This is a genomic window from Acidovorax sp. HDW3, from assembly GCF_011303755.1.
Lineage (GTDB): Bacteria > Pseudomonadota > Gammaproteobacteria > Burkholderiales > Burkholderiaceae_C > Paenacidovorax.
The window spans coordinates 2,636,815-2,655,331 of record NZ_CP049885.1 but is presented as its reverse complement, the minus strand read 5'-3'; the positions used below and the strand labels follow the sequence as shown (position 1 = coordinate 2,655,331).

The following is an 18,517-nucleotide window of genomic DNA, read 5'->3' as shown; positions in this document are numbered from 1 at the left end:
GGGTAAGACATGGCACGACTGCAAAAACTCTATCGCGAAAAAATCGCGGCTGAACTCAAAGAAAAGTTCGGCTACCAATCCAGCATGGAAGTCCCGCGCCTGACCAAAATCACCCTGAACATGGGTGTGGGCGAGGCCGTGGCTGACAAGAAGGTGCTCGACAACGCCGTCGGCGATCTGACCAAGATCGCAGGCCAGAAGCCTGTCGTCACCAAGGCCAAGCGCGCCATCGCCGGTTTCAAAATCCGCGAAGGCCAGGCCATCGGCTGCATGGTGACGCTGCGTGGCGTTCAAATGTACGAATTCCTGGACCGCTTCGTGACGGTTGCGCTGCCCCGCGTGCGCGACTTCCGTGGTATCTCCGGCCGTGCATTTGATGGCCGTGGCAACTACAACATCGGCGTCAAAGAACAGATCATCTTCCCCGAAATCGAATACGACAAGGTGGATGCTCTGCGTGGTCTGAATATCAGCATCACCACCACCGCCAAGACCGACGACGAGTGCAAGGCTCTCCTCGCCGCGTTCAAATTCCCCTTCAAGAACTGAGGTGGCGCATGGCTAAGAAAGCTTTGATCGAGCGCGAACTCAAGCGCGAAAAACTGGCCGCCAAGTACGCTGCCAAGTATGCAGAACTGAAGGCCATCGCCGGCGACGTCAAGCGTTCCGACGAAGAGCGCGACGCCGCTCGTCTGGGCCTGCAGAAGCTGCCCCGTAACGCCAATCCGACGCGCCAGCGCAACCGCTGCGAAATCACGGGTCGTCCCCGTGGCACCTTCCGCCAGTTTGGCCTGGGTCGCGCCAAGATTCGTGAAATGGCCTTCGCCGGTGAAATCCCCGGCGTGACCAAGGCCAGCTGGTAAGTCGAGCAGGAGAGAACAACATGAGCATGAGTGATCCTATCGCTGACCTGCTGACCCGCATCCGCAACGCACAAATGGTCGCCAAGGCCACGGTGAGCGCCCCCGCCTCCAAGGTGAAGGTGGCGATTGCCCAGGTGCTGAAGGACGAGGGCTACATCGACGGCTTCCAAGTGAAGGCCGAAGGCGGCAAGTCCCAACTCGAAATCACCCTGAAGTACTACGCCGGTCGTCCGGTGATCGAGCGCATCGAGCGCGTGAGCCGTCCTGGCCTGCGCGTGTACAAGGGCGCAGGCGCCATCCCCCAGGTCATGAACGGCCTGGGCGTGGCCATCGTCACCACCCCCAAGGGCGTGATGACCGATCGCAAGGCACGTGCCACCGGCGTCGGCGGCGAAGTGCTGTGCTACGTCGCTTAATCGCTGGCATGAAGGAGAAATACTGAAATGTCTCGCGTAGCAAAATCCCCCGTGGTCGTTCCCGCTGGTGTGGAAGTGACCCTTGCGGCCGACAAAATCAGCGTCAAGGGTACGGGTGGCACGCTGTCCATCGCCCAGAACGCGCTGGTCAAGGTCGCCAACAACGAAGGCAAGCTCTCGTTTGAGCCCGCCAATGATTCGCGTGAAGCCAACGCCATGAGCGGTACCCAGCGTCAGCTGGTGAACAACATGGTGCAGGGCGTGAGCAAGGGCTTCGAGAAGAAGCTCAACCTGATCGGCGTGGGCTTCAAGGCCGCTGCCACCGGTAACAAGCTCAACCTGGCCATCGGTTTCTCGCACCCCGTGAACTTCGAGATGCCCGCCGGCATCACCGTTGCCTGCCCGACGCCGACCGAAATCGTCGTCAAGGGTGCTGACCGCCAAGTGGTGGGCCAGCTGGCCGCTGAGATCCGTGCCGTTCGTCCTCCCGAGCCCTACAAGGGCAAGGGCATCCGTTACTCGGATGAGAAGGTCGTGATCAAAGAGACCAAGAAGAAGTAAGGAGCTGCAATATGTTGACGAAAAAAGAGCAGCGTCTGCGCCGTGCCCGTCAGACCCGCATCCGCATTGCCCAGCAAGGCGTGGCGCGTCTGTCGGTGAACCGTACCAACCTGCACATCTACGCCAGCGTCATCTCTGGCTGCGGCACCAAGGTGCTGGCCTCGGCTTCTACCGCCGAAGCAGAAGTGCGCACCCAAATCGGCGCTGCTGGCAAGGGCGGCAACGCCGCTGCTGCAGCCCTGATCGGCAAGCGCATTGCCGAAAAGGCCAAGGCTGCTGGTGTTGAGAAGGTGGCTTTCGACCGCGCAGGTTTCGCCTACCACGGCCGCGTCAAGGCCCTGGCCGACGCAGCCCGTGAAGCAGGTCTGCAGTTCTAAGCGGAGCGGATAAAAATGGCTAAATTTACCCCCAAGGTGCAAGACGAAGGTCGTGACGACGGTCTGCGCGAAAAAATGATCGCGGTCAACCGCGTGACCAAGGTCGTGAAGGGCGGTCGTATTCTCGGCTTCGCTGCACTGACCGTGGTCGGCGACGGTGATGGCCGCGTTGGCATGGGCAAGGGCAAGTCCAAGGAAGTGCCTGCTGCTGTGCAGAAGGCCATGGAAGAGGCCCGTCGCAACATGGTCAAGGTGTCGCTCAAGAACGGCACGATTTTCCATAACGTCGTCGGTCACCACGGTGCTGCTGTCGTGCAGATGGCTCCGGCCCCCAAGGGTACCGGCATCATCGCCGGCGGCCCGATGCGCGCCGTCTTTGAAGTGATGGGCATCACCGACATCGTGGCCAAGAGCCACGGTTCGTCCAACCCCTACAACATGGTTCGCGCCACTTTCGACGCCCTGACCAACTCCACCACCCCGGCGGAAGTGGCAGCCAAGCGTGGCAAGTCGGTCGAAGACCTGTTCGCCTGATTGGAGTGCGTTAAATGACGACACAACAAACTGTCAAGATCCAGCTGGTTCGTAGCCCGATCGGCACCAAAGAGTCGCACCGCGCGACGGTGCGCGGCCTGGGCCTGCGCAAGCTGGGCAGCGTCAGCGAACTGCAGGACACCCCGGCAGTGCGCGGCATGATCAACAAGATCAGCTATCTGGTCAAAGTCCTCTGAAAGGGTTGATGATGGAACTCAATAGCATCAAGCCTGCAGCGGGTGCCAAGCACGCCAAGCGCCGTGTCGGTCGTGGCATTGGCTCCGGCCTGGGCAAGACCGCAGGCCGTGGCCACAAGGGTCAGAAGTCGCGTTCGGGTGGCTACCACAAAGTGGGCTTCGAAGGCGGTCAAATGCCTCTGCAGCGCCGTCTGCCCAAGCGTGGTTTCAAGTCGCAGTCGCTCAAGTACAACGCCGAGGTGACTCTGCGTGCGCTCGATCAGCTCGGCCTGGCCGAAGTCGATGTCGCTGCCTTGAAGCAGGCGGGCCTGGTGTCCGCTATGGCCAAGGTGGTGAAGGTCATCAAGTGCGGTGAGCTGACCAAGTCCGTGAAACTCACGGGTGTGGTCGCTACTGCGGGTGCCAAGGCTGCCATCGAGGCTGCCGGCGGCGCCGTGGCCTGAATCTGAAAGAGGACATCCGTGGCTACTAGCGCAGCTCAGATTGCAAAAACCGGCAAGTTCGGCGATTTGCGTCGCCGCCTGGTTTTTCTGTTGCTCGCGCTGGTCGTGTACCGCATCGGGGCTCACATCCCCGTTCCTGGCATCGACCCGGCGCAACTGCAGCAGCTGTTCAATGGCCAGCAGGGCGGCATCCTCAATCTGTTCAATATGTTCTCGGGTGGGGCGCTCTCGCGCTTCACGGTGTTTGCCTTGGGGATCATGCCGTACATCTCGGCGTCGATCATCATGCAGCTGATGACCTACGTCATCCCGACTTTTGAACAGCTCAAGAAGGAAGGCGAAGCCGGCCGCCGCAAGATCACCCAGTACACCCGCTATGGCACCCTGGGCCTGGCCATTTTCCAGTCGCTCGGCATCGCCGTGGCGCTGGAGAGCTCGGCTGGCCTGGTGCTCGCTCCTGGTTTTGGCTTTCGCCTGACGGCGGTGGTCAGCCTCACGGCAGGAACGATGTTCCTGATGTGGCTGGGCGAGCAAATCACCGAGCGTGGTTTGGGTAACGGTATTTCGATCCTGATTTTTGGCGGTATTGCCGCAGGTTTGCCGAGTTCCATCGGCGGCTTGCTGGAGCTGGTTCGCACCGGCGCCATGAGCATCATCGCTGCGATCTTCATCGTTGCCGTGGTGGGCCTGGTGACCTACTTTGTCGTCTTTGTCGAGCGCGGGCAGCGCAAGATTCTCGTGAACTACGCACGCCGCCAGGTGGGCAACAAGGTTTACGGTGGTCAATCGTCGCATTTGCCGCTCAAGCTCAACATGTCGGGCGTGATTCCGCCGATCTTTGCCTCGTCGATCATTTTGCTGCCGGCCACGGTGGTGAACTGGTTCAGCGCGGGTGAGTCGATGCGTTGGCTGCGCGATATTTCGAGCACGCTGACGCCGGGGCAACCGATTTACGTGCTGCTGTACGCAACCGCTATCGTCTTCTTCTGCTTTTTTTACACGGCTTTGGTTTTCAACAGCCGCGAAACAGCAGACAACCTGAAGAAAAGCGGTGCCTTTGTGCCGGGGATTCGTCCGGGCGAGCAGACGGCGCGCTACATCGACAAGATCTTGGTGCGTTTGACGCTGGTGGGCGCGGTGTACATCACCTTTGTCTGCCTGCTGCCAGAGTTTTTGATCTTGAAGTACAACGTGCCGTTCTACTTCGGTGGCACCTCGCTGCTGATCATTGTGGTTGTCACCATGGACTTCATGGCCCAGGTGCAGAACTACATGATGAGCCAGCAATACGAGTCGCTGCTCAAGAAGGCCAACTTCAAGACTACCCTCAACGGCTGAGATAGTGCACAATAGCGCCCTTTCGCGTTCGCCGCGCGCCAGGGTTGGATGAGGTATAGGGGTGCCCTGCGGTGCAGGGCCCCGGTTTCGGGCTGGTGGCCCGAACGGATGGACAAGTTTTTTGGAGAATCAAATGAGAGTTTCGGCTTCGGTCAAGAAAATCTGCCGCAACTGCAAGATCATCCGCCGCAAGGGTGTGGTGCGCGTGATCTGCACGGACCAGCGCCATAAGCAGCGCCAAGGTTGATTAGGAAAGCATAGAGGACGCATATGGCACGTATTGCTGGTATCAACATCCCGCCGCACAAGCACGCTGAAATCGGTCTGACCGCCATTTATGGCATCGGCCGCACCACGGCGCGCAAGATTTGTGACGCTTGCGGTATCGACTATTCCAAGAAAGTCAAGGATTTGACGGACGCTGATCTGGAAAAGATCCGCGACCAGCTCAACCCCATGACCCTGGAGGGCGACCTGCGCCGCGAAACCACGATGAACATCAAGCGTTTGATGGACATCGGTTGCTATCGTGGTTTCCGTCACCGCCGTGGCCTGCCCATGCGCGGTCAGCGCACCCGCACCAACGCCCGCACCCGCAAGGGTCCGCGCAAAGGCGCAGCGGCTCTGAAGAAGTAAAGAGATTGAAGGATCACCATGGCCAAGTCTCCTGCCAATAACGCAGCAGCGCGCGTGCGCAAGAAGGTTCGCAAGAACATCGCCGACGGCATCGCCCACGTGCACGCTTCGTTCAACAACACCATCATCACCATCACTGACCGCCAAGGCAACGCCCTCTCGTGGGCTTCGTCGGGTGGCCAGGGTTTCAAGGGCTCGCGCAAGTCCACTCCCTTCGCAGCCCAGGTGGCTTCCGAAGTGGCTGGCCGCGCCGCCATGGAACAGGGTATCAAGAACCTGGATGTCGAGATCAAGGGCCCCGGCCCGGGTCGCGAATCTTCGGTGCGCGCTCTGGGCGCGCTGGGCATCCGCATCACCTCGATCTCCGACGTGACGCCGGTTCCCCACAACGGCTGCCGCCCGCAAAAGCGTCGCCGTATCTAAGCTTCCCATAAGCCCACCGCCGCCTGGGGCTGTAAGGCTCCCGGCGGCTCCCGCAATGGTTTTGCGGTAGATGACACAAGGAAATTCAAGTGGCACGTTACCTCGGCCCCAAGGCCAAACTCTCCCGCCGCGAAGGCACTGACCTGTTCCTCAAGAGCGCCCGTCGCTCGATCGCGGACAAGGCCAAGTTCGACTCCAAGCCCGGCCAGCATGGCCGCACCTCGGGTCAGCGTACTTCCGACTTCGGTCTGCAGCTGCGCGAAAAGCAAAAAGTCAAGCGCATGTACGGCGTGCTGGAAAAGCAATTCCGCCGCTACTTTGCTGAAGCCGACCGCCGCAAGGGCAACACCGGTGCCAACCTGCTGTCGCTGCTCGAATCGCGCCTGGACAACGTCGTGTACCGCATGGGCTTTGGCTCCACCCGCGCCGAGGCACGCCAGATGGTGTCGCACAAGGCCATCGTGGTGAACGGCCAGTCGGTGAACATCCCCTCGTACATGGTCAAGGCCGGCGACGTGGTGGCTGTGCGTGAAAAGTCCAAGAAGCAAGCCCGTGTCGTCGAGGCGCTGCAGCTGGCCGGCCAAGTGGGCTTCCCCGCTTGGGTGGAAGTGTCGGCTGACAAGGCTGAAGGCACGTTCAAGCAAGTTCCTGACCGTGACCAATTCGGTGCCGACATCAACGAATCGCTGATCGTCGAACTGTACTCGCGTTGATCTTTGCGTTGTTTTTGAACCAGCGTTAAAACCCGTTCCCCCAGCGCGAGGCATCGCGCTGGGGGCGCTTCACCAGCCTTACCGGCGTAACGAGCTGGGGGTATTGAGAGGAAGTCTGCATGCAAACCAATCTGCTGAAACCCAAGACAATCCAGGTCGAGCAACTGGGCCATAACCGCGCCAAGGTCGAGTTGGAGCCGTTCGAGCGTGGCTACGGCCATACGCTCGGCAATGCCCTGCGCCGCGTTCTGCTCTCGTCCATGGTGGGTTACGCAGCAACGGAAGTCACCATCGCCGGGGTGCTGCACGAGTACTCCTCCATCGACGGTGTGCAGGAGGATGTGGTCAACATTCTGCTGAACTTGAAGGGTGTGGTGTTCAAGCTGCACAACCGTGATGAAGTGACCCTGAGCCTGCGCAAGGATGGTGAAGGCGTGGTCACGGCGCGCGACATTCAAACGCCGCACGACGTCGAGATCATCAACCCCGATCACGTCATTGCCCACCTGTCGCAAGGCGCCAAGCTGGATATGCAGATCAAGGTCGAGAAGGGCCGTGGCTACGTGCCGGGCAACGTGCGCCGCTATGGCGACGAGCCGACCAAGGCGATCGGCCGCATCGTGCTCGATGCCTCGTTCTCGCCGATTCGCCGCGTCAGCTACACCGTCGAGAGCGCCCGCGTCGAGCAGCGCACCGACCTGGACAAGCTGGTCGTCGAGATCGAGACCAACGGCGCCATCACGGCGGAAGAAGCCGTGCGCGCTTCGGCCAAGATTCTGGTCGAGCAGCTGGCCGTTTTCGCCCAGCTCGATGGCCCGGAAATCGAAGGCGTGCTCGCTGGTGCCACTTCTGCGCGCAGCAATGCCACGTTCGATCCGATCTTGCTGCGCCCGGTGGACGAGCTCGAACTCACCGTGCGCTCGGCCAACTGCCTCAAGGCCGAGAACATCTACTACATTGGCGATCTGATCCAGCGCACCGAGAACGAGCTGCTCAAGACCCCGAACCTGGGTCGCAAGTCGCTCAACGAAATCAAGGAAGTGCTGGCTTCGCGTGGCCTGACCCTGGGCATGAAGCTGGAAAACTGGCCGCCCGCTGGTCTGGACAAGCGTTGATCTATAATTCCCGGCTCTCGATTTGAGAGCTTATGTGCACCGGGCAGTACCTGATACGGCTGCCCGTTTTAATTCAGTAAAAAGGAAAGCACCATGCGTCACGGCAACGGCCTTCGTAAACTCAACCGCACCAGCGCGCACCGCAAGGCGATGCTGCAGAACATGATGAACTCGCTCATCGAGCACGAGGCCATCAAGACCACCGTCCCCAAGGCCAAGGAACTGCGCCGCGTGATCGAGCCCATGATCACCCTGGCCAAGGTTGATTCCGTCGCCAACCGCCGCCTGGCGTTTGACCGCCTGCGCAGCCGCGACAGCGTGACCAAGCTGTTCAACGTGCTGGGCCCGCGCTTCAACACCCGTCCCGGTGGCTACACCCGCATCCTGAAGATGGGCTTCCGCGTCGGCGACAACGCGCCCATGGCCTACGTCGAACTGGTCGATCGCGGCGAAGAAGTGGCACAAGTTGCTGATTCTTCCGCAGCAGCCTAAAAAATAGGTTACAATAGCGTCTTGCCGCGCGGTGGAGCAGTCTGGTAGCTCGTTGGGCTCATAACCCAAAGGTCGGAGGTTCAAATCCTTCCCGCGCAACCAATACGCCAAAGGGCCTCAGCAATGCTGAGGCCCTTTTTGTTTTGTCGCGTATTTTTATTGTTGGTAGAAAAACATGGCGGCCATCACCAGCCCGGTGGTGACGATGCCCCAGCGCAGGGCGCCAGCTGGCAGCTGGCGCGCCACACGGGCGCCGGCGTAGCCGCCCAGGGTCGCGGCCAGCATCATTAGCAACGCTTGTGGCCATTGCACGATGCCGCCGGCGGCGTAGATGGCGACGGCAATCGCCGTCAGCAGGGCCGAGACCAGGTTCTTCATGCCGTTCATGGCGTTGAGCTGGGTTTGCCCGAGCAGGCCAAACAGGGCCAGCAGCAAAATTCCCAGGCCGCCGTTGAAATAACCGCCGTAGCCGGCCACCAGCAGCATTCCCAGGCCCGCCTTGAAGGCCGAGCTGCCATGCTGGCCGGCGCCAGCCCATTGGCGCAGCTGTGGGCCAAAGGCGAACAGGGCGGTGGCGGCCAGCAGCAGCCAGGGGATGATTTTCTTGAACGTGGCGTCGGGCGTGACGAGCAGCAGCGCCGCGCCGAGCGAGCCGCCGAGCAGCGCGAGCACAACCACGGCGCGCAGCGACAGCCCCGGTGGCGCCGCCATGTCCTGGCGAAAGCCCCAAGCGCTGGCCATGTAGCCCGGCAGCAGGGCGACGGTGCCGGTGGCGTTGGCCACCACCGGCGGCACGCCGGTGAAGACCAGCGCCGGCAGGGTCAGGAAACTGCCGCCTCCGGCGACAGCGTTGAGGGCGCCGGCGACAAAGGCGGCGGCAAGCAGCAAGGCGGTATCGAGCATCGGCCCATGTTACGGTGCCGGCCGCAGGCGATTGCTGCGCTGGCGTGCAAAAGACTTCAACGCTCGCCGGCGTACGGGTCGGCAAACCCCAGCTCTTGCAGGATGGCGCTTTCGTAGGCTTCCATCTCGCGCGCATCCTCCTCGCTGGTCTCGTGGTCCCAGCCCTGGGCGTGCAGCGTGCCGTGCACCAGCAGGTGGGCGTAGTGCGCGGCCAGCGTCTTGCCCTGCTCCTGCGCCTCGCGCTCGACCACCGGGGCGCACAGCACCAGGTCGGCGCAGACCGTGGGCTCTTGCTGGTAGTCGAAGGTCAGGACGTTGGTGGCGTAGTCCTTGTGGCGGTAGTCGCGGTTGAGCTGCTGTCCTTCTTCGGTGCCGACGATGCGCACCGTGATCTCGGCATCCAGCGCGAGCGCGTGGCGAATCCAGCGCGCCACCTGGTGGCGCGGCAGGGCGGCGCGGTGTGCGCTGGCCTCGGGGTGGCGCGCAAATTGCAGCGACAGCTGTAGTTGATTCAGTGCCATTTTGGCCTCCAGCGCTTATCTGGTAAGCGCTAATAGCTATCAAATTAATAGTAAATTCAATCGGTGCGGCGCGTGCGCTGCGCGTCGTAGGCATCGACGATGCGCGCCACCAGCGGGTGGCGCACGACGTCGGCGCTGGTAAAGCGCGTCACGGCAATGCCCTGCACGCGCTTCAAGACCCGCTCGGCGTCGATCAGGCCGCTGGGCATTCCCCGGGGCAGGTCGATCTGGCTGACGTCGCCCGTGACCACCGCCTTGGCGCCAAAGCCGATGCGGGTGAGGAACATTTTCATCTGCTCGGGCGTGGTGTTCTGCGCCTCGTCGAGGATGACGAAGGCGTTGTTGAGCGTTCTGCCGCGCATGAAGGCCAGCGGCGCGATCTCCAGCGCGTTGCGCTCGAACGCCTTGTGCACGCGCTCGTGGCCCATCAGGTCGTAGAGTGCGTCGTACAGTGGGCGCAGGTAGGGATCGACTTTTTGCGCCAGGTCGCCGGGCAGAAAGCCCAGGCGCTCGCCCGCCTCCACCGCCGGGCGCGTGAGCACGATGCGCTGCACGCTGGCGCGTTCGAGCGCATCGACGGCGCAGGCCACCGCCAGGTAGGTCTTGCCCGTGCCCGCCGGGCCGATGCCGAAGGTGATGTCGTGGCTGGCGATGTGCGCCAGGTACTGCGCCTGGCCGCTGGTGCGTGCACGCAGGTCGGCGCGGCGCGTGGCCAGCACCACGGCCTCGCCCTCGGTCGTGCTCAGTTCGGCGTCGCCGGCGAGCATGAGCTGGATGGTCTCGTCCTTGATGCTGCGCTCGGCCTGCTCGTACAGCGCCTGCAGCAGCTCCAGCGCCTGCGTGGCGCGGGCCTTGGGGCCGTCGATCTTGAACTGCTCGTGGCGGTGGGCGATGTGCACCTGCAGCGCGGCCTCGATGGTGCGCAAATGCTGGTCGGCCGGGCCGCACAGGTTTGACAGGCGCAGATTGTTGTGGGGGGTGAAGGTGTGGCGCAGGATCACGCGGATAATTCCATGGATGAACGTCCAGTGTTTGGACGCAGGCAAAGGATGACGATGATAGGCAAATTGACCGGCCAGCTGTTGGAGAAAAACCCGCCCGAGGTGCTGCTCGATTGCCACGGCGTGGGCTACGAACTGCAGGTGCCGATGAGCACGTTTTACAACCTGCCCGGCCTGGGGGAGACGGTCAGCCTGCTGACGCAATTCATCGTGCGCGAGGATGCGCAGTTGCTCTACGGTTTTGCCACGGCGGCCGAGCGCCAGGCGTTTCGTGAGCTCATCAAGGTCAGCGGCGTTGGCCCGCGCACGGCGCTGGCGATTTTGTCGGGCATTGGCGTGCCCGATTTGGCGCAGGCGGTGTCGCTGCAAGAGAGCGCACGCCTGGTCAAGGTGCCGGGCATTGGCAAGAAAACCGCCGAGCGCCTGCTGCTCGAACTCAAGGGCAAGATCGGCGCCGACATTGGTGCGCGCCCGCAGGCGGACAGCCAGGCCCAGGCCGACATCCTGCAGGCGCTGCTGGCCCTGGGTTACAACGACAAGGAAGCGGCTGCCGCCCTCAAGGCGCTGCCGGCGGACGTGGGTGTGAGCGAAGGCATCAAGCTGGCGCTCAAGGCCCTGGCGAAATAGACAATTCTGGAAAGGATTTCCATGGCAGTGCTGGAAGGTATCCGTATTCAAAATTACCGCAGCCTCAAAGACGTGACGCTGGGGAAAACTTTTGAGCAGCAAAGCGGGGAGGCTTTGCCGCGTCTGATGGCGGTGATCGGTGCCAATGGCGTGGGCAAATCGACGTTGCTGGATGCGTTGGGATTTTTGGGCGATTGCTTGAACGATGGTGTTGAAGCGGCCTGTGACCGTCCTCAGCGCGGGGGGTTTGAGCGTCTGCGCACCTTGGGCGTGCAGGAGCCCATCCGCTTTGAAGTGCGCTTTCGCCAGACAGCCAAGGATCGGCCGATCAGCTACAGCCTGTGGATTGACCAGGATGCGCGTGGCCGGGTTTGTGTGGTGTATGAGCGGTTACGCCAACGTCGCAAAGGACAACCGACGGGGCGGCCTTACAGCTTCCTTGAGTTGCGTGATGGTGAGGGCTACGTGTGGTCGGGGGAGGAAACGCAAGACAGTGAAGGGGCCCGCAAAATAGATATCCGTATGAGTGATCGGCAGGTGCTGGGCATTGCCACATTCGGTACCTTGAGGGATCACCCACGTATTGGACAGTTCCGTGCTTTTCTGGCGGGCTGGTACCTTTCGTACTTTGTGCCCGAATTGGCGCGTACACAACCTATGAACGGGGCTGATCCCCATCTCAACCGCCGAGGAGACAATCTCGCCAAATATTTGCAGTTCATTGAGCGCGAGAATCCCCGGGGATTCAAGGCGGCGCTGGGCTTGATTGCCCAGAAACTGCCGGGGGTGCAAAGCATCCGTTCCGATCGGACGCAGGATGGGCGAGTACTGCTGGAGTTTTCAGCCCAAGGCTACGACACACCGTTTTATCAACAAGACATGTCGGATGGCTCGCTCAAGCTGTTGGCCTATCTGCTTTTGATGGAAGATCCGGCGCCGGCACCGTTGATTGGGATCGAAGAGCCGGAAAATGGCCTGCACCACCAATTGTTGGCGGTGCTGGCGCAAGAGTTGCAAGCTTTTGCGTTGCGCCCTCGTGGCCCCCAGGTGCTGGTGACAACCCACTCCCCTTATTTCGTCGATGCGCTGACACCCGAAGAGGTCTGGGTGCTGCATAAAGGCCGCGATGGATATACCCAAGTGCTGCGAGCAGCGGACATCGCCGGGGTGCAGGCTATGTTTGATGAAGGCATCCCTACGGGCAGTTTGTGGTTTAGCAACCACTTTGGTGTTGGCCAGCCATGACGGCATACATTGAAGTGCTGACGGAAGGGGCCTCCGATGTGCCGGTGCTGCATGAAATATTGACGCGCCATTGGGGGTTGCACAAGGATGTGCACTTTCGCATTCACCCGCACCAAGGGCGCGGGCGTTTGCCGGCCCAGTGCCTGTCAGCGCCCGATCCCAGGCATCGAGGTCTGCTCGATCAGCTCCCGGCCAAATTGCGTGGCATGGCCTGGCTACCCCCAACAGCGCTGGTTTTGGTGCTGATTGATGCCGATGATGATGCGCCGCAGGATTTGCTCCAGGCGCTTGAGCGCATGTTGGCACAGTTGCCACGCCGTCCGCCCCGTGTGTTGTTTCGGCTTGCCGTGGAGGAGACGGAAAGCTGGTTCTTGGCGGACGCCGCTGCCGTGAAAGCGTCCTTTCCACAGGTGAAATTGCGCTTGTTGGCGGATATTGCGCCAGATGCCATCGTTGGTGCATGGGAGCGACTGGCCCAGGCTTTGGGGGAGGATGTGCGCGGCGTGACTGGTGCACGCAAGTTGGCCTGGGCGCAAGCCATTGCACCGCATATGGATTTTTCTGTTGTACCTTCCCCCAGTCTGCAGGCGTTGCTGCGGGGGCTGCAAGATTATTTGGGATCAGTGACCCCATGACCATCCACACCGACGACTTCGCCCCCGCCGCCCCCGCGCCCGCCCGGCGCATGGTGTCTGCCAGCGCTGCCCACGCGCAGGAAGAGGCCCTGGAGCGCGCCCTGCGCCCCAAGCTGCTGGGCGACTACGTGGGCCAGGCGAAAGCGCGCGAGCAGCTCGAAATTTTCATTGGCGCGGCCAAAAAGCGTGGCGAGGCGCTCGACCACGTGCTGCTGTTCGGCCCGCCGGGGCTGGGCAAGACCACGCTCAGCCACATCGTCGCCGCCGAGCTGGGCGTGCAGCTGCGCCAGACCAGCGGCCCGGTGCTGGAAAAGCCCAAAGACCTGGCGGCGCTGCTCACCAGCCTGGAAAAGAACGATGTGCTGTTCATCGACGAGATCCACCGCCTCTCGCCCGTGGTCGAGGAAATCCTCTACCCCGCGCTGGAGGACTACCAGATCGACATCATGATCGGCGAAGGCCCGGCGGCGCGCTCCATCAAGCTCGACCTGCAGCCCTTCACCCTGGTGGGCGCGACCACGCGCGCGGGCATGTTGACCAACCCGCTGCGCGACCGCTTTGGCATCGTCGCACGGCTGGAGTTTTATACGCCCGAGGAGCTCTCGCGCATCGTCACGCGCTCCAGCGCCCTGATGCAAGCGCCCATGGATGCCGACGCCAGCATCGAGATCGCCCGGCGCAGCCGGGGCACGCCGCGCATTGCCAACCGGCTCTTGCGCCGCGTGCGCGACTACGCCGATGTGAAGGGCGATGGCCGCATCACCCTCGGCATCGCGCAGCGGGCGCTGGCCATGCTCGACGTCGATCCCGAGGGCTTTGACGTCATGGACAGAAAGCTGCTCGAAGCCGTCATCCACCGCTTCGACGGCGGCCCGGTGGGGCTGGACAACATCGCCGCCAGCATTGGCGAGGAGGCGGGCACGATCGAGGACGTGATCGAGCCCTACCTCATCCAGCAGGGCTTTTTGCAGCGCACGCCGCGCGGGCGCGTGGCCACGCTCGCGGCCTACCGCCATCTGGGCGTGGCGCCGCCGCAGAGCCCGGCTTAGAACATGCGCTTAACCCAGCAGCACCAGCCCCGGCGGCAGGCTGTCGCCCAGGCTGCGCTGGCGGTCTTCGGCGCTCATGGCCTGCACCTGCTGTAGCGGTTCGAGCCAGCGCGCCGGGGCGCCGCTGCTGCGCAGGCGCTGCAGCACCTGCTGGCGCACGGCGTCGTCAAAGTCGAGCGTGCGCTCGCCGCACAGGCGCGCAATCTGCACGGCGGCGAACATGGCCGGCTCGTTCTTGCGCCAGTCCTGCGCCAGCGTGGCGTCCAGAAATTCCTGCGCCGCAGCCGGCGGCATGACAAGGTGGGCGTTGGCCGCCAGCGGCTGGCGCGCGGCCAGGCGGCCGATGGCCCACCAGGTGTGCTGCGGCTCGCCCGGGCGCTGCAGGCGCTGCAGCATCCACTGGCCCATCTCCTGGCGGTACTGCCAGGGCACGGCCTCCATGGCGGCAAACAGGCGCAGCATGTCGTCGTAGCTGCCCCAGCGTGCGCGCGCGGTGCGCTGCACGGTCTGCTGCATCTTGCCGGCCACGTCTTCGAGCACCTGCAGCTGCTGGCCTTCGTCCAGGCCGGCAGCGACGCGCCGCCACAGCACCCACCATTCGGTCCAGTTGCTGCCCTCGCCCGGATGGCCCAGGCCCTGGGCGTACAGCGGCCACAGCTGCTGCAGGCGCCAGGCGTCGAGCTGCGCGCCCAGGCCCGGGCGCAGGCACCAGCCGGCAAGGTTGAGCCAGGCACGCTCGTGCTCGGGGCTGCGCCGGCGGCGCTTGGCCTGCGCCAGCAGGGTGTCGAACAGGGCGCGCAGCAGGGCCATGTCCCAGTCGGCGCGCGGGCCCAGGGTTTTTTCCAGCGCGGCGCGCAGCTGGCGCACCTCCTTGGCGTCCACGGCCTGGGCCTGGGGGCCGAAGATGCGCTCGATCTGCGCTTGCGCTGCCGCCAGGTTTTTGGTGTTTTTTTGGGCGCTAGCGCTTGCTGGGTCAGCGTCAGCAGCTATTGAATTGGTAGCGTTTGCGGCGCGCACGGCAAAGGGCAGCAGCCAGCTTTGCCCGTCGGGGCCGAGGCAGCGCACCTCCAGCGTGCCGACTTCGCTCATCTGCGCCTGCAGCTGCACTTCGATCCGGGCGCTGGCGCGGCCTTCGGGGGCGGGCAGCACGTGGGCCAGGGGCGGCAGCTCGTGCCAGCCCTCGCCGTCCAGGGGCAGCAGCTGCCCGGCCTGGGCCTGTCCGCTGCTGCGCGCCACCAGGTCAAAGCGCACCGGCTGGCCCAGCTGCAGGGCAAAGCGGCGCCCGGTGAGCGTCAGGCGCAGGCCCTCCTCGGTGCCGCGCGGCAGCAGACACAGCGCCTGGGCCGGGGCGCTGGCGTTTTTGCCGGGCAGCACCAGCCAGTAGCTGCGGGCGGCGCCGCCGCCGATGTGTGGTGCTCTGTTTTTGATAGCTGCTGGCGCTTGTCCCTCAAGGGCTGGGGCCTTGTTTTGCTCGTAAACGGCCTGCGCATGGGCGGCGGCGCCGCGTGCCACGGCCCAGTCGGGGTGCGGGTTGTGCAGCAGGCGCAGCGGTGCGCCGCGCCAGGCGTGGAGTTGCGCCAGCAGGCGTTCGGCCAGGGCCGGGGCGTGGAACACGCCGCCGTTGAGCAGCAGGGTGTCGGGCCAGTCGCCGCCCGCCTGTTGCGCCAGGAACTGCGCCAGGTGGCGGGTGATGGCCGCATCCTGCGGGTAGGGCAGGCCCAGGCTGCGCAGGGCGCCCTGGCGGCGTGCCGGCCCGGCGTCGGCGGGCACCAGGGGGAAGAAGCCTTCGAGCACGGTGGCCTGCACCTGCGCGCGTGTGAGGGTGCAGCTGCGCGTTTGCGCCAGCAGGCGGCTGCCGCTGCCCAGCAGGGTGACGCTGGTGTGCTCGGGGGCGCCATCGGCCAGCAGCTGTTCTTTGGCCAGGCGGCAGCGCTGCACCAGCTGGGCAAAGCGCGGCGGTGCCAGGCGCTCGCCAGGGCCGGCAAAGGCGGCTTCGAGCTGGTGCGCCAGGGCCAGGTCCATGTTGTCGCCACCGAGCATCAGGTGCTCGCCCACGGCCACGCGCGTGAGCTGCGGCGGTGCACCGTCGGCGCCGGCCTGCACGCGCACCAGGGTCAGGTCGGTGGTGCCGCCGCCGATGTCCACCACCAGCACCAGGCGGCTGTGCGCGAGCTGCGCGGCCAGCGCTGGGCCTTGCAGCAGCAGCCAGTCGAGGAAAGCGGCCTTGGGCTCTTCGAGCAGCTGCAGCGGTGGCAGGCCCGCGCGTGTGGCCGCCTGCAGCGTCAGGGCGCGCGCGCCTTCGTCGAACGAGGCCGGCACGGTCAGCGCCAGGGCTTGCTGCGCCAGCGGGGCTTCGGGGTGGGCCGCATCCCAGGCGTGGCGCAGGTGCGCCAAGGTGGCGGCGCTGGCGTCCAGGGGCGAGATTTTGACGACCTCGTCGCCCGCGCCCCAGGGCAGGATGGCGGCGCTGCGATCGACGCCGGCGTGCGAGAGCCAGCTCTTGGCGCTGGCCACCAGGCGCCCCGGCTGCGCCGTGCCCAGGCTGCGCGCCCACAGGCCGGTGGCGGCGGGTGCGCTGGTGCTGGCGTCCAGCGGCGGCCAGGGCTGCTCCCAGTGGGGGCCGAGCTCGCCTTCGGCGCCCTGGTAGCGCGCCGAAGGCAGCAGGGGCTGGGCCAGGACTTCGCTGGCGCTGCTGCGCTGAGGAATGGGCAGCAGGGCGACGTCGCTGGCGGGGGCTGACAGCGGTACATAGGCGAGCACGCTGTGGCTGGTGCCCAGGTCGATGCCGACGGCGTAGCGGGGGGCGGTGTCAGTCATGGCGTGGGCTGTTTAGCGGCGCACCCAGCCCCGGCGGATGGCGGGGGCGAACAGGCGCTGGTACAGCGGCTGCAGCAGCTCGTACAGGCGCAGCAGCCAGCTGGCAATGGCAAAGCGGCACAGCAGGGCCATGGGTAGCGCCAGCAGCAGCGCGCCGAGCATGTCCAGCGGGTAGTGCACGCCAACGTAGATGCGCGCCCAGGCAATGGGCAGGCCCCACAGCGCCAGACCCGCGCCCAGGGTGCGTGTGGCCGGGTGCAGCAGCAGGCTCAGGGCCACGCACCACCACAGCGTCAGGTGGTTGCTTGGGAACGAGGCCGTGGGTGCGTGCGCCAGCAGCGTGTGGCCTATGCCGGCAACGAAGGGGCGCGGGTGCGGCCAGAGCTGGCCGATCAGGCCGCTCACGGCCAGCCCCAGGCCAGCGGCGACGGCGGCAGCGAGCATGGCCTGGCGCGTGCTGGGGCTGCCGCGCAGCCAGCCCAGGGTGAGCACCAGGGGCAGGGCCAGGATCAGGTATTTGGCACAGAAAAGCGCCAGCGCCACCAGGGCGGCGGGGGGGTGCTCGGAGGCGTTGAGCCAGAGGAAAAGGGACTGGTTGAGGATTTCCATGGTGCAAAAAAAAGCCGCAGGACCCGAAGGCCACTGCGGCTGGTGTGGTCATCGCGCGAGGCGCAATTACAGCACTGTCCAGTCGGTCACGAAGCCGTCGGGGCGGCGGAAGGTGTCGGACAGCAGGCGATCGGGCGGCAGATCGAGGGCGTAATCGTACGCCGGCAGGGGCTGCTCGAACCACTTGCGGTAAATCTGGCGCGCCGTGCCGTCGCGGTACATGTCCTTCATGGTTTGCGTCACCAGGGCCTGGAAGTCCGGGGCGTTTTTCGCCACCAGCGGTGCCAGCGGCTCGACCGACATGCGCGGGCCGACCACCTTGACGGCGCCTTGCAAGGATTTGGCCTGCAAGATCAGGGCGATGTCGTCGCCAAGAAAGGTATCGGCACGGCCCTGGGCCACGGCCTTGGCGCCTTCTTCGGTGCTGCCCACCGTCAGCACGGTGGCGCCGGGGAATTTTTGGCTCATCTGCTGGCCGGTGCCGCCAGCGAGCACGGCCACGCGCGCGCCGTTCATTTGCGAGGGCAGCTCGCGGGTTTCATTGCTGCGCACCAACATGCGTGTGCTGGCGTAGTAGTAGGTCAGGCCAAAGCCGGCGCGCTCGCGGCGGTCTTTGGTGTTGGTGGTGGCGGCGCACTCGATTTGCACCTTGCCGTCGGCGATGCGGTCAAAGCGCTCGGCCAGGGTGACGGGTTGGTAGTTCAGCTGCAGTGCCGGCAGCTTGAGGTGGCTTTGAATGCGCGCGGCCAGCTGCTGGCACATCTCGACGGCGTAGCCCGTGGGCTTGCCGCTGGCGTCGGCGTAAGAGATGGGGGCTTCGTCGCTGCGGTAGCCGATGGTCAGCTGGCCGGTGGACTGGATTTTGCTCAGGGTGGCGTCAGCGGCCTGGGCGGCGACGGCGAAGGTGGAGGCCAGCGCAAGGGCGCAGGCACGCAGGGGCAGCGAGGTCATGGGTGCTTCTTGGGAAGGCGTTGAGGGGTGTGAAGCAGAAATTATGGGGTT

25 protein-coding genes and 1 tRNA gene are annotated in these 18,517 nt (G+C 64.3%); 20 read left to right on the top strand and 6 right to left on the bottom strand.

The genetic code is table 11. The features are described from left to right. Window positions 1-9 precede the first annotated feature (9 nt). The 16 genes from rplE to G7045_RS12145 all read left to right on the top strand — a co-directional run bounded on the left by rplE (window position 10) and on the right by G7045_RS12145 (window position 8,210). Entirely contained in the window at window positions 10-549 is a 540-nt protein-coding gene (gene rplE, locus G7045_RS12220; RefSeq protein ID WP_166159898.1) for a 50S ribosomal protein L5, read from the top strand. A gap of 8 nt (window positions 550-557) precedes the next feature. Continuing rightward, entirely contained in the window at window positions 558-863 is a 306-nt protein-coding gene (gene rpsN, locus G7045_RS12215) for a 30S ribosomal protein S14 (RefSeq protein ID WP_166159897.1), read from the top strand. 20 nt (window positions 864-883) lie between these two features. After that, window positions 884-1,279, top strand: coding sequence for a 30S ribosomal protein S8 (rpsH, locus tag G7045_RS12210; protein WP_166159896.1), 396 nt, complete (start codon window positions 884-886; stop codon window positions 1,277-1,279). Between the two features lie 27 nt (window positions 1,280-1,306). Next, on the top strand, window positions 1,307-1,840 hold the full coding sequence (gene rplF / locus G7045_RS12205) for a 50S ribosomal protein L6 (protein ID WP_166159895.1): 534 nt from the start codon (window positions 1,307-1,309) through the stop codon (window positions 1,838-1,840). Window positions 1,841-1,851: 11 nt separating this feature from the next. Continuing rightward, complete coding sequence (gene rplR / locus G7045_RS12200; protein WP_166159894.1) at window positions 1,852-2,217, top strand: 50S ribosomal protein L18; 366 nt, start codon at window positions 1,852-1,854, stop codon at window positions 2,215-2,217. A 15-nt stretch (window positions 2,218-2,232) separates the two neighbouring features. Next, window positions 2,233-2,751 (top strand): 30S ribosomal protein S5, encoded by a 519-nt coding sequence (gene rpsE, locus G7045_RS12195; RefSeq protein ID WP_166159893.1) that lies wholly within the window; start codon window positions 2,233-2,235, stop codon window positions 2,749-2,751. Between the two features lie 14 nt (window positions 2,752-2,765). After that, complete coding sequence (rpmD, locus tag G7045_RS12190) at window positions 2,766-2,948, top strand: 50S ribosomal protein L30 (protein ID WP_166159892.1); 183 nt, start codon at window positions 2,766-2,768, stop codon at window positions 2,946-2,948. Between the two features lie 11 nt (window positions 2,949-2,959). Then, window positions 2,960-3,391: a 50S ribosomal protein L15 gene (rplO, locus tag G7045_RS12185; protein ID WP_166160454.1), complete on the top strand. Its 432-nt coding sequence runs from the start codon at window positions 2,960-2,962 to the stop codon at window positions 3,389-3,391. Window positions 3,392-3,409: 18 nt separating this feature from the next. Further along, a complete protein-coding gene (secY, locus tag G7045_RS12180) occupies window positions 3,410-4,729 on the top strand; it encodes a preprotein translocase subunit SecY (protein ID WP_166159891.1) in 1,320 nt (439 codons plus the stop codon). A 133-nt stretch (window positions 4,730-4,862) separates the two neighbouring features. Further along, window positions 4,863-4,976 carry a 50S ribosomal protein L36 gene (gene rpmJ / locus G7045_RS12175; protein WP_003050535.1) on the top strand — a complete coding sequence of 38 codons (114 nt, stop codon included), beginning with the start codon at window positions 4,863-4,865 and terminating at the stop codon, window positions 4,974-4,976. Between the two features lie 23 nt (window positions 4,977-4,999). Next, window positions 5,000-5,365: a 30S ribosomal protein S13 gene (gene rpsM / locus G7045_RS12170; protein WP_166159890.1), complete on the top strand. Its 366-nt coding sequence runs from the start codon at window positions 5,000-5,002 to the stop codon at window positions 5,363-5,365. 18 nt (window positions 5,366-5,383) lie between these two features. Beyond that, window positions 5,384-5,788, top strand: coding sequence for a 30S ribosomal protein S11 (rpsK, locus tag G7045_RS12165; RefSeq protein WP_166159889.1), 405 nt, complete (start codon window positions 5,384-5,386; stop codon window positions 5,786-5,788). An 89-nt stretch (window positions 5,789-5,877) separates the two neighbouring features. Beyond that, complete coding sequence (gene rpsD, locus G7045_RS12160) at window positions 5,878-6,501, top strand: 30S ribosomal protein S4 (protein WP_166159888.1); 624 nt, start codon at window positions 5,878-5,880, stop codon at window positions 6,499-6,501. Between the two features lie 119 nt (window positions 6,502-6,620). Next, window positions 6,621-7,616 carry a DNA-directed RNA polymerase subunit alpha gene (rpoA, locus tag G7045_RS12155; RefSeq protein ID WP_166159887.1) on the top strand — a complete coding sequence of 332 codons (996 nt, stop codon included), beginning with the start codon at window positions 6,621-6,623 and terminating at the stop codon, window positions 7,614-7,616. 93 nt (window positions 7,617-7,709) lie between these two features. Then, window positions 7,710-8,108, top strand: coding sequence for a 50S ribosomal protein L17 (gene rplQ / locus G7045_RS12150; RefSeq protein WP_166159886.1), 399 nt, complete (start codon window positions 7,710-7,712; stop codon window positions 8,106-8,108). 25 nt (window positions 8,109-8,133) lie between these two features. Continuing rightward, window positions 8,134-8,210: transfer RNA gene (locus G7045_RS12145), tRNA-Met, on the top strand. Between the two features lie 54 nt (window positions 8,211-8,264). Here the strand turns inward: G7045_RS12145 and G7045_RS12140 are convergent. Genes G7045_RS12140 through G7045_RS12130 form a run of 3 tightly spaced genes read right to left on the bottom strand, consistent with a single transcriptional unit; the run spans window position 8,265 to window position 10,533 of the window. After that, window positions 8,265-9,011: a sulfite exporter TauE/SafE family protein gene (locus tag G7045_RS12140; RefSeq protein ID WP_166159885.1), complete on the bottom strand. Its 747-nt coding sequence runs from the start codon at window positions 9,009-9,011 to the stop codon at window positions 8,265-8,267. Window positions 9,012-9,067: 56 nt separating this feature from the next. Next, window positions 9,068-9,532: an rRNA maturation RNase YbeY gene (ybeY, locus tag G7045_RS12135; RefSeq protein ID WP_166159884.1), complete on the bottom strand. Its 465-nt coding sequence runs from the start codon at window positions 9,530-9,532 to the stop codon at window positions 9,068-9,070. A 56-nt stretch (window positions 9,533-9,588) separates the two neighbouring features. After that, window positions 9,589-10,533 carry a PhoH family protein gene (locus G7045_RS12130; protein WP_166160453.1) on the bottom strand — a complete coding sequence of 315 codons (945 nt, stop codon included), beginning with the start codon at window positions 10,531-10,533 and terminating at the stop codon, window positions 9,589-9,591. A gap of 54 nt (window positions 10,534-10,587) precedes the next feature. Here G7045_RS12130 and ruvA point away from each other — a divergent pair, with 54 nt between their 5' ends. Genes ruvA through ruvB form a run of 4 tightly spaced genes read left to right on the top strand, consistent with a single transcriptional unit; the run spans window position 10,588 to window position 14,089 of the window. After that, a complete protein-coding gene (gene ruvA / locus G7045_RS12125; protein WP_166159883.1) occupies window positions 10,588-11,160 on the top strand; it encodes a Holliday junction branch migration protein RuvA in 573 nt (190 codons plus the stop codon). A gap of 21 nt (window positions 11,161-11,181) precedes the next feature. Beyond that, window positions 11,182-12,405 carry an AAA family ATPase gene (locus tag G7045_RS12120; protein ID WP_166159882.1) on the top strand — a complete coding sequence of 408 codons (1,224 nt, stop codon included), beginning with the start codon at window positions 11,182-11,184 and terminating at the stop codon, window positions 12,403-12,405. Then, a complete protein-coding gene (locus tag G7045_RS12115) occupies window positions 12,402-13,040 on the top strand; it encodes a DUF4276 family protein (RefSeq protein WP_166159881.1) in 639 nt (212 codons plus the stop codon). Before G7045_RS12120 ends, G7045_RS12115 begins: the two co-directional genes overlap by 4 nt. Beyond that, the gene (ruvB, locus tag G7045_RS12110) at window positions 13,037-14,089 is read left to right on the top strand and encodes a Holliday junction branch migration DNA helicase RuvB (protein ID WP_166159880.1); all 1,053 of its coding nucleotides are present in this window, start codon (window positions 13,037-13,039) and stop codon (window positions 14,087-14,089) included. Before G7045_RS12115 ends, ruvB begins: the two co-directional genes overlap by 4 nt. A gap of 9 nt (window positions 14,090-14,098) precedes the next feature. Here the strand turns inward: ruvB and G7045_RS12105 are convergent, their stop codons facing one another. From G7045_RS12105 to G7045_RS12095, 3 genes are all read right to left on the bottom strand, one after another. Beyond that, window positions 14,099-16,906 (bottom strand): Hsp70 family protein, encoded by a 2,808-nt coding sequence (locus G7045_RS12105; RefSeq protein ID WP_166159879.1) that lies wholly within the window; start codon window positions 16,904-16,906, stop codon window positions 14,099-14,101. A gap of 12 nt (window positions 16,907-16,918) precedes the next feature. Beyond that, window positions 16,919-17,515, bottom strand: coding sequence for a phosphatase PAP2 family protein (locus G7045_RS12100; protein ID WP_166159878.1), 597 nt, complete (start codon window positions 17,513-17,515; stop codon window positions 16,919-16,921). Between the two features lie 66 nt (window positions 17,516-17,581). Next, entirely contained in the window at window positions 17,582-18,466 is an 885-nt protein-coding gene (locus G7045_RS12095) for an amino acid ABC transporter substrate-binding protein (RefSeq protein ID WP_166159877.1), read from the bottom strand. Window positions 18,467-18,517 lie beyond the last annotated feature (51 nt).

Coding starts and splice junctions, on each gene's coding strand:
- rpsK (WP_166159889.1), top strand. CDS start 5,384: ATGGCCAAGTCTCCTGCCAATAACGCAGCAGCGCGCGTGCGCAAGAAG.
- rpsE (WP_166159893.1), top strand. CDS start 2,233: ATGGCTAAATTTACCCCCAAGGTGCAAGACGAAGGTCGTGACGACGGT.
- rpmD (WP_166159892.1), top strand. CDS start 2,766: ATGACGACACAACAAACTGTCAAGATCCAGCTGGTTCGTAGCCCGATC.
- rplO (WP_166160454.1), top strand. CDS start 2,960: ATGGAACTCAATAGCATCAAGCCTGCAGCGGGTGCCAAGCACGCCAAG.
- ybeY (WP_166159884.1), bottom strand. CDS start 9,532: ATGGCACTGAATCAACTACAGCTGTCGCTGCAATTTGCGCGCCACCCC.
- rplF (WP_166159895.1), top strand. CDS start 1,307: ATGTCTCGCGTAGCAAAATCCCCCGTGGTCGTTCCCGCTGGTGTGGAA.
- rplE (WP_166159898.1), top strand. CDS start 10: ATGGCACGACTGCAAAAACTCTATCGCGAAAAAATCGCGGCTGAACTC.
- rplR (WP_166159894.1), top strand. CDS start 1,852: ATGTTGACGAAAAAAGAGCAGCGTCTGCGCCGTGCCCGTCAGACCCGC.
- rpoA (WP_166159887.1), top strand. CDS start 6,621: ATGCAAACCAATCTGCTGAAACCCAAGACAATCCAGGTCGAGCAACTG.
- G7045_RS12120 (WP_166159882.1), top strand. CDS start 11,182: ATGGCAGTGCTGGAAGGTATCCGTATTCAAAATTACCGCAGCCTCAAA.
- G7045_RS12140 (WP_166159885.1), bottom strand. CDS start 9,011: ATGCTCGATACCGCCTTGCTGCTTGCCGCCGCCTTTGTCGCCGGCGCC.
- rplQ (WP_166159886.1), top strand. CDS start 7,710: ATGCGTCACGGCAACGGCCTTCGTAAACTCAACCGCACCAGCGCGCAC.
- G7045_RS12115 (WP_166159881.1), top strand. CDS start 12,402: ATGACGGCATACATTGAAGTGCTGACGGAAGGGGCCTCCGATGTGCCG.
- rpsH (WP_166159896.1), top strand. CDS start 884: ATGAGCATGAGTGATCCTATCGCTGACCTGCTGACCCGCATCCGCAAC.
- rpmJ (WP_003050535.1), top strand. CDS start 4,863: ATGAGAGTTTCGGCTTCGGTCAAGAAAATCTGCCGCAACTGCAAGATC.
- rpsM (WP_166159890.1), top strand. CDS start 5,000: ATGGCACGTATTGCTGGTATCAACATCCCGCCGCACAAGCACGCTGAA.
- ruvA (WP_166159883.1), top strand. CDS start 10,588: ATGATAGGCAAATTGACCGGCCAGCTGTTGGAGAAAAACCCGCCCGAG.
- G7045_RS12100 (WP_166159878.1), bottom strand. CDS start 17,515: ATGGAAATCCTCAACCAGTCCCTTTTCCTCTGGCTCAACGCCTCCGAG.
- rpsN (WP_166159897.1), top strand. CDS start 558: ATGGCTAAGAAAGCTTTGATCGAGCGCGAACTCAAGCGCGAAAAACTG.
- G7045_RS12095 (WP_166159877.1), bottom strand. CDS start 18,466: ATGACCTCGCTGCCCCTGCGTGCCTGCGCCCTTGCGCTGGCCTCCACC.
- G7045_RS12105 (WP_166159879.1), bottom strand. CDS start 16,906: ATGACTGACACCGCCCCCCGCTACGCCGTCGGCATCGACCTGGGCACC.
- ruvB (WP_166159880.1), top strand. CDS start 13,037: ATGACCATCCACACCGACGACTTCGCCCCCGCCGCCCCCGCGCCCGCC.